General features: G+C 72.7%; 7 protein-coding genes. 6 read left to right on the top strand and 1 reads right to left on the bottom strand.

What is annotated here, in order from left to right:
• The first annotated feature begins 119 nt into the window (after positions 1-119).
• The 4 genes from dapF to ACFUJ1_RS33630 all read left to right on the top strand — a co-directional run bounded on the left by dapF (position 120) and on the right by ACFUJ1_RS33630 (position 4959).
• Positions 120-1016: a diaminopimelate epimerase gene (gene dapF / locus ACFUJ1_RS33645; protein WP_378651352.1), complete on the top strand. Its 897-nt coding sequence runs from the start codon at positions 120-122 to the stop codon at positions 1014-1016.
• A 186-nt stretch (positions 1017-1202) separates the two neighbouring features.
• Positions 1203-2621: a GTPase HflX gene (hflX, locus tag ACFUJ1_RS33640; protein ID WP_378651353.1), complete on the top strand. Its 1419-nt coding sequence runs from the start codon at positions 1203-1205 to the stop codon at positions 2619-2621.
• A 117-nt stretch (positions 2622-2738) separates the two neighbouring features.
• A complete protein-coding gene (locus ACFUJ1_RS33635) occupies positions 2739-3641 on the top strand; it encodes a lysophospholipid acyltransferase family protein (protein ID WP_378651351.1) in 903 nt (300 codons plus the stop codon).
• Between the two features lie 172 nt (positions 3642-3813).
• The gene (locus ACFUJ1_RS33630; RefSeq protein WP_378651350.1) at positions 3814-4959 is read left to right on the top strand and encodes an acyl-CoA dehydrogenase family protein; all 1146 of its coding nucleotides are present in this window, start codon (positions 3814-3816) and stop codon (positions 4957-4959) included.
• 49 nt (positions 4960-5008) lie between these two features.
• Here the strand turns inward: ACFUJ1_RS33630 and ACFUJ1_RS33625 are convergent, their stop codons facing one another.
• A complete protein-coding gene (locus ACFUJ1_RS33625) occupies positions 5009-5395 on the bottom strand; it encodes a VOC family protein (RefSeq protein WP_378651349.1) in 387 nt (128 codons plus the stop codon).
• Between the two features lie 255 nt (positions 5396-5650).
• Between ACFUJ1_RS33625 and ACFUJ1_RS33620 the strand changes: the two genes are divergently transcribed.
• Together ACFUJ1_RS33620 and ACFUJ1_RS33615 are read left to right on the top strand one after the other, a co-directional pair.
• The gene (locus tag ACFUJ1_RS33620) at positions 5651-6958 is read left to right on the top strand and encodes an MFS transporter (RefSeq protein WP_378651348.1); all 1308 of its coding nucleotides are present in this window, start codon (positions 5651-5653) and stop codon (positions 6956-6958) included.
• A 203-nt stretch (positions 6959-7161) separates the two neighbouring features.
• Positions 7162-7875 (top strand): TVP38/TMEM64 family protein, encoded by a 714-nt coding sequence (locus tag ACFUJ1_RS33615; RefSeq protein ID WP_378651347.1) that lies wholly within the window; start codon positions 7162-7164, stop codon positions 7873-7875.
• Positions 7876-7878: the final 3 nt, after the last annotated feature.

The following is a 7878-nucleotide window of genomic DNA, read 5'->3' as shown; positions in this document are numbered from 1 at the left end:
GCGATCGGGTGTCCGAAGCGCAAGCGGCGAAGCCGCAAGTCTCGGACGCCCGATCGCGGGACCCCGAAGGGCCGCGAACCCCGTCCGCGCCAGCGGACAGAAAACACAGGAGCTTTTAGTTGGATGCGGTCGAGTTCAGCAAGGGGCACGGTACCGAGAACGATTTCGTGGTGCTGCCGGATCCGGAAGCGGCGCTCGAGCTGACCGCGTCGAAGGTCGCCGCGCTGTGTGATCGGCGCGCGGGGATCGGCGCCGACGGGGTGCTGCGGGTCGCCAAGGCCGGGAAATTGCTGGACGCGGGGGTGCTCGACGCGCTGCCCGATGGCGTCGCGAGCGACGACTGGTTCATGGACTACCGCAACGGTGACGGCTCGATCGCGGAGATGTGCGGAAACGGCGTGCGGGTGTTCGCGCACTACCTGGCGGCGGCGGGCTGGGAGTCGCGCACCGACTACGTGGTCGGCAGCCGGGCGGGCGCCAAGCCGGTGACGGTGCACAGCGGGGACGCGGTGCACGGCGCGGTGACGGTGGCGATGGGGCTGGTCCGCGAGCTGGGCCCGTCCACCGCGTCGCTGGCGGGCTGGGCCTACCCCGGCATCGGCATCGATGTCGGCAACCCGCACCTGGCCTGTGTCGCCGCCGACCTCTCCGGCGACGACCTGGCCAAACTGGACCTCACCGTGCCTCCCGGCTACGACCCCGACCTCTTCCCGCAGGGCGTGAACATCGAATTCGTCACCCCGCTCCCGACCGGCGCGGAACCCGCCGTCGACATGCGCGTCTACGAGCGCGGCGTCGGCGAGACCCGCTCCTGCGGCACCGGCACCGTCGCGGCCGCCGCGGCGGTGCTGCACCGGGAGGGCTTCCGGATCGCCGAGGACTCCGGCGAGGTGCGGGTGCGGGTGCCGGGCGGCGCCGTCTCGGTCCGGCTCGCGGGCGGTCAGGCGTGGCTGCGCGGACCGTCGGTGCTGCTCGCGCACGGGCGGCTCGCGGGCGAGTGGTGGCTCGAGCACTGAGCCTCCGGTGAATATCACGATGCGCCGTTCGCCGCAAAGTGGCAGCATGGACAGCGTATGAAAAAATCTGACAGGTTCCCGCTCCCGGTGACGTTCGAGGACGCCTTCGACATCGAGGCCGCTGATGCCGACGCCGAGTCCGGCGCCACCGACTCCGACGACACGCTCGCCCGGCACGCCGAGCGCATGGCCCGCACCGGCTGGTCCGCCGACCCGACCGTCGGCGAGCTGCAGCTCGACGAGCGCAGCTCGCTGCGCCGCGTCGCCGGGCTCTCCACCGAGCTCACCGACATCACCGAGGTCGAGTACCGGCAGCTGCGCCTGGAGCGCGTCGTGCTGGTCGGGGTCTGGACCGAGGGCAGCGCCGCGGCCGCCGACGCCTCGATGGCCGAGCTGGCCGCGCTCGCCGAGACCGCGGGCTCGGAGGTGCTGCAGGCGCTGATCCAGCGCCGCGACCGCCCCGACCCGGCCACCTACATCGGCTCCGGCAAGGCCGAGGAGCTGCGCGCCGTCGTGCTGGAGACCGGCGCCGACACCGTCATCTGCGACGGCGAGCTGACCCCCGCGCAGCTGACCGCACTGGAGAAGGTGGCCAAGGTGAAGGTGGTCGACCGGACCGCGCTGATCCTGGACATCTTCGCCCAGCACGCCACCTCGAGGGAGGGCAAGGCGCAGGTCACGCTGGCGCAGATGGAGTACATGCTGCCGCGGCTGCGCGGCTGGGGCGAGTCCATGTCCCGGCAGGCCGGTGGCCGTGCGGGCAGCAACGGCGGTGTCGGGCTGCGCGGTCCCGGTGAGACCAAGATCGAGACCGATCGCCGCCGGATCCGCGAGCGGATGGCCAAGCTGCGCAGGCAGATCCGCGAGATGAAGACCGCGCGCGACACCATGCGCGCCCGCCGGGTGAACGGCGGGGTGCCCGCCGTCGCCATCGTCGGCTACACCAACGCGGGCAAGTCCAGCCTGATGAACGCGCTCACCGACGCCGGAATCCTGGTGCAGGACGCGCTCTTCGCCACCCTCGACCCCACCACGCGGCGGGCCGCGCTCGACGACGGACGCGAGATCGTGGTCACCGACACCGTCGGGTTCGTCCGGCACCTGCCGACCCAGCTGGTCGAGGCGTTCCGCTCGACGCTGGAGGAGGTCACCGCCGCCGACCTGCTGCTGCACGTGGTCGACGGCGCGGACCCGCTGCCCGCCGGGCAGATCGAGGCGGTGCGCGAGGTGATCACCGACGTGGTCAAGGATTCCGGCGTCCCGGCGCCGCCGGAGTTGCTGGTGGTCAACAAGATCGACGCGGTGGACGAGCTGACGCTGGCCCGGCTGCGGGCCCAGCTGCCGGACGCGGTCTTCGTCTCCGCCGCCACCGGTGCGGGCATGGCGGCGCTGCGTGAGCGGGTCGCCACCCTGCTCGGCGGGCTGGACGTGGACGTCACCGTGCTGCTGCCCTACACCAGGGGCGATCTGCTGGCCCGGGTGCACGCCGAGGGCCGGATCCTGGCCACCGAGCACGAGGAGGGCGGTACCCGGGTGCGTGCCAGGGTGCCGCACGCGCTCGCCGCGGCCTTGACCCCGTTCGCCGGATCCGCGCCGGAGCGGTAGGGCCGAACGGCACTCCTGCTGCGGTGCAGTGGTTTCGGGCGCTTCCGCTGGGGTAGCCGGGATGCTGCCGGGTGGTTAGGCTGAGCGGCGTCGCATCGCCCAGCAGGAGGACAATCCATGTCGCAGCACCGTTCGGGCGGGGCTTCACCGGCGGCGCCGCGTTCCGGCGCCACCGCATCCGGCACGCTCACCGACGGTGCGCCGCTCCGGGTTTCGCCGAGCGGTGTCGAGATGCGGCTGCTGGACGCGGTTCTCGCGCCGCTGCGGGCATGGTCGAGCCCGCGCTTCTACGGCCTGGAGAACATTCCGGCCGACGGCCCGGTGCTGCTGGTCGGTAACCACAACCTGCTCGGCGGCATCGATGCCCCGCTGTTGCTGCCCGAGGTGCTGCGCCGCCGCGGCAGGCTCATCCGCGGCCTCGCGGAGAACGTGCTCATGGCGGTGCCCGGGGTGCGGCACGTGCTGCACCGCTACGGCGTCGTCCGCGGGACGAGGGCGAACTGCCTGGCGCTGCTCGCCAAGGGGGAGGCGGTGATCGTCTTCCCCGGCGGGAGCAGGGAGGCGGCCCGCCGCAAGAACGAGAAGTACACGCTGAAGTGGGACGGCCGCACCGGCTTCGCGCGGATGGCGATCGAGGCGGGGGCGCCGATCGTCCCGGTCGCCATGATCGGCATCGACGACGCCTTCGACATCGTGCTCGACGCCGACCACCCGGTCATGCGCCCGGTGCGCTGGGCCGCCCGGGCGCTCGGGCTGCCCGCCGGGCTGATCCCGCCGGTGGTGCGCGGCATCGGCCCCACCGTCGTCCCCCGCCCGGAGCGGTTCTACTTCGCCGTCGGCGCGCCCATCGACCCGGCGCCCTGGCGCGGCGCCCCCGATGTGGCATCCGCCGCCACCGAGCTGGTCGGCGTGGTCCGCAAGGGGCTGGAGGAGGAGCTGCGCTTCCTCTTCGCCGAGCGCGAGCGGGACAGCGGGCGCGGCCTGGTCGGCCGGGTCAAGGGTCTGCTCCGCCGCCTCTGATCGACTCCGCCGAGGTTTGCCGAGAATTGCTGATACTCACCGCCCGGGCTGGTCGCGGGGCTGGTGGAGGTATCGATTTCGGGTGTGAAGTGAACAGCCATTCTCATTGCGGGTACCGTGTGAGGCATCGACCGCCGGGGTGGCCCGGCCGGTGCCGCACAAGGAGGTAGACGTGGAGCGCACACTGTTCGAACCCGAGCACGATCTGTTCCGGGAGTCGTTCCGCAAGTTTCTCGATCAGCACGTCGCGCCGAACCACGCGAAGTGGGAGGAGCAGGGCCTCGTCGACCGCGACGTCTGGCTGGAGGCGGGCAAGCAGGGCTTCCTCGGCATGGCGGTGCCGGAGGAGTACGGCGGCGGCGGGGTCAAGGACTTCCGCTACAACGCGGTGGTCACCGAGGAGGCCGTGCGCGGCCTGTACAGCGGGCTCGGCTTCGGGCTGCACAACGACGTCATCGCGCCGTACCTGCTGGAGCTGGCGAACGAGGAGCAGAAGCAGCGCTGGCTGCCCGGCTTCTGTTCCGGCGAGATCATCACCGCGATCGCCATGACCGAGCCGGGCACCGGCTCCGACCTGCAGGGCATCAAGACCAAGGCGGTCAAGGACGGCGACGACTGGATCCTGAACGGCGCCAAGACCTTCATCACCAACGGCATCAACGCCGACATCGTGATCGTGGTCGCGCAGACCGACCCGGCCAAGGGCGCCATGGGCTTCAGCCTGCTCGTGGTGGAGCGCGGCATGGCGGGCTTCGAGCGCGGCCGCAACCTGGACAAGATCGGGCTCAAGGCGCAGGACACCGCCGAGCTCAGCTTCACCGACGTCCGGGTGCCGGGCAAGAACCTGCTCGGCAGCGAGGGCATGGGCTTCATCCACCTCATGCAGAACCTGCCGCAGGAGCGGCTCTCCATCGCCGTCATGGCGGCGGGCGCCATGGAGGCGTGCCTGGAGATGACGATCCAGTACGTGCGCGACCGTAAGGCGTTCGGCAAGCCGATCGGCGCCCTGCAGAACACCCGCTTCGTGCTGGCCGAGCTGGCCACCAAGACCACCGCGGTGCGCGTCCTCGTCGACCGCTTCGTGCAGGACCTGAACGACGGCAAGCTCTCCGCCGAGGACGCCGCCATGGCCAAATGGTGGAGCACCGAGGAGCAGCTCGACCTGATCAACCGCTGCCTGCAGCTGCACGGCGGGTACGGCTACATGAAGGAGTACCCGATCGCCCGCGCCTACCTGGACGCGCGCATCCAGACGATCTACGGCGGCACCACCGAGATCATGAAGGAGATCATCGGGCGGTCGCTGAAGCTGTCCTGACCACCTCCGCGCTCGCCCCCTGTCCCGCCGGGACGGGGGGTTTTCGCGTTCAGCCGCCGAAGTGGTGGTGCACCGCCTCGACGTTGTTGCCGTCCGGGTCGCGGAGGAAGACGGCGTAGTAGCCGGGGTGGTACTCCGGCCAGAGCCGGGGCTCGTGCAGGATCTCGGCGCCGTCGGCGACGGCGGCCTCGTGCACCGCGTGCACGGCATCCCTGGAGTCCGCGGTGAGCGCGACGTGCACCGGGCGGTGGCCGTGGTCGACGCGCGGGCCGAGCCAGAGGTGCGGGAAGCCGTCCGGGCCGCCGAGGCCGACGACGGTGCCCTCCGGGCGGTCGACGCGCATGGCCTCGCGCACCCCGAGCTCGGCGAAGACCCGGGTGTAGAAGGCGGCGGCTCGATCCGGGTCGGCGCACTGCAGGGCGAGGTGATCGAGCATCCGCCAACGGTAGCCGGTGCGCGGCGGGTGCGGGGGGACCCCGGGTGGCTGTTTTCCAGCGAAACCCGGCACGTCGGGCGGGGCGCGGAGGAGACGCCGTCGGCCAGAGTGGGGGATGCCCCTCGTGACTGAGCGGGGTGGTCGAGAACGGCGGAAGGTCGAGAGAATGCGCCGCACGGTGACAGGTGGTCCGGTCGAGGCCGGAGTGATCGTGGAGCCGGCCGGGCTCCTCCCGCACGACACGCCGCGTCCCTGATGGAGCGGGACGCGCTCGCGGTCGTCCCGGAGGCCGCGCCGATCGCGCCGAAGCCGCGGCGCGCGAATGCCTTCCGCGCGCTGCGCTCGGTGCCGTTCCGGTGGTACTTCGGCGGGCAGATCGCCTCGGCCAGCGGCACCTTCGTGCAGACGACGGCGATCGGCTGGCTGGTGCTCGGGATCACCGGCTCGCCCGCCTCGCTCGGGCTGGTACTGGCCGCGAGCGGGGTGCCGCCGCTGCTCTTCGGGCCGTGGGGCGGGGTGGTCGCGGACCGGGTCGACCTGCGGAAGCTGCTGATCGGCACCCAGGTGGCGTCGGCGGTGCTCGCGGTGGCGCTCTGGCTGGCGGCGGCGAGCGGGCACGCGGGCGTCCCGCTGGTGATCGCGGTGACGGTGCTCGGCGGCGTGGTGCAGATCGTGGACAGCCCGGCTCGGCAGGCGTTCGTCGCCCGGCTGGTGCCGTCCGCCGACCTGGCGAGCGCGGCGAGCGTCAACGGGGTGGTGATGAACAGCGCGCGGGTGGTCGGGCCCGCGCTGGCCGGGGTGCTGATCGCGACCATCGGCACCACGCCGTGCTTCGCGGTCAACGCCGTCTCGTACCTGGCGGTGATCGGTGCGCTGTTCGCGATCCGGCCGCTCGCGGTACCGGCCGCGGCCACCGAGACTCCGCAGGGGGTGGCCGCCGGGCTGCGCTACGCCCGTACCAGGCAGCAGCTCTGGCTGCCGCTGGTGATGATGGCGCTGGTCGGGCTGCTCGCCTTCAATTTCGCGGTCATCCTGCCGGTGCTGGCGAAGGAGACCTTCCACGGCACCGGCGGCACCTACGGGCTGCTTTCCACCATGCTCAGCATCGGCTCGGTGGCGGGGTCGCTCGCGGTCGGGCTGGTGCGGCACCCGCGGCGGGTGTACCTGGTGGCGGCGGCAGCGGCCTTCGGTGCGTGTCTGGCGGCGACCGCGGTGGCGCCGAATCTCGGCATCGCCTGCGCGGCGCTGGTGGCGACCGGGATAGCGGCGTTCTGCTTCGTCACGCTGGCCTCGACCGCGCTGCAGCTGCACTCGGACCCGGCCTACCGGGGGCGGATCATGGCGCTCTGGGTCTTCGTCTACCTCGGCACCACCCCGATCGGCAGCCCGCTCACCGGCTGGATCTGCGATGCCGCCGGGCCGCGGGCCGCGCTGCTGGTCGGCGCGGCGGCGTGCCTGGTGGCGGCGGGGATCGCGGCGCGGGTCCGGACCCCGCCGCACCCGGACGACAACCCGGCTGCCGCCCGGTGCGCCGCGGAACCGGACGCCGACACGGTCCGGTGACGAGCCGGCTGCCGCTCGGTGCGCCGCGGAGCCGGATGCTGACGCGGCCCGGTGACTGCCCGGCTGCCGCTCGGTGCGCCGCGGAGCCGGATACCGACGTGGTCCGGTGACGAGCCGGCGGCGCTCGCCGGGCGCGGTGTGCGGCTCGCGACCCGGAGCCCGGCTCGTCGGCGTCGCCGCGGTGCGGCAGGATTGGCGGCATCATGACCGAGGAGATCCCGGCCCCGAGCCGCCGCCGCGCCGCAGCCAGGCTCGGTGTCGTCGTGCTGTTCCTCGCGGTGCTCTTCTACCTGGTCGCGGTGCGGCAGGTGATCGATATCGACGCGGTGCGCGACCTGATCCGCGCCTCCGGGCCGGTCGCGCCCCTGGTCTTCGTCCCGGTCTCGGCGCTGCTCGCGGCGATCTTCGTGCCGGGGACGCTGCTCGCCGCCACCAGCGGACTCCTCTTCGGGCCGCTGGTCGGCACCTTCGTCACCCTGTTCTCCGCCGTCGGCACCGCGATGATCACCAGCCTGCTCGGCAGGCGCGCGGGGCGGGCGAGCGCGCGCGGGCTGATCGGCGCCGAGCGGTCGGACCGGATCGACGCGCAGATCGCCCGCGGCGGGCTGTGGGCGGTGGTCGGGCAGCGCTTCGTCCCGGGCATCTCCGATGCCATGGCCTCGTACGTGTTCGGCGCCTTCGGCGTCCCGCTCTGGCAGATGGTGGCCGGGTCGTTCATCGGCTCGGCGCCGCGCGCCTTCGTCTACACGGCGCTCGGCGCCTCCATCGGCGAGTTCTCGGCGCCGCTCGCCTACACCGCGATCGGGGTCTGGTGCGTCACCGCGGTGCTCGGCGTCTTCGCGGCGCACCGCGGGTACCGGATGTGGCGGCACCGGCCACGCCAGGAGCCTGCCGCCGAGCCGCCCGTGCCAAGCTGAACC

It is taken from the genome of Nocardia sp. NPDC057227 (assembly GCF_042669725.1).
Lineage (GTDB): Bacteria > Actinomycetota > Actinomycetes > Mycobacteriales > Mycobacteriaceae > Nocardia > Nocardia asteroides_A.
This window is presented reverse-complemented; position numbering and strand designations above follow the sequence as displayed.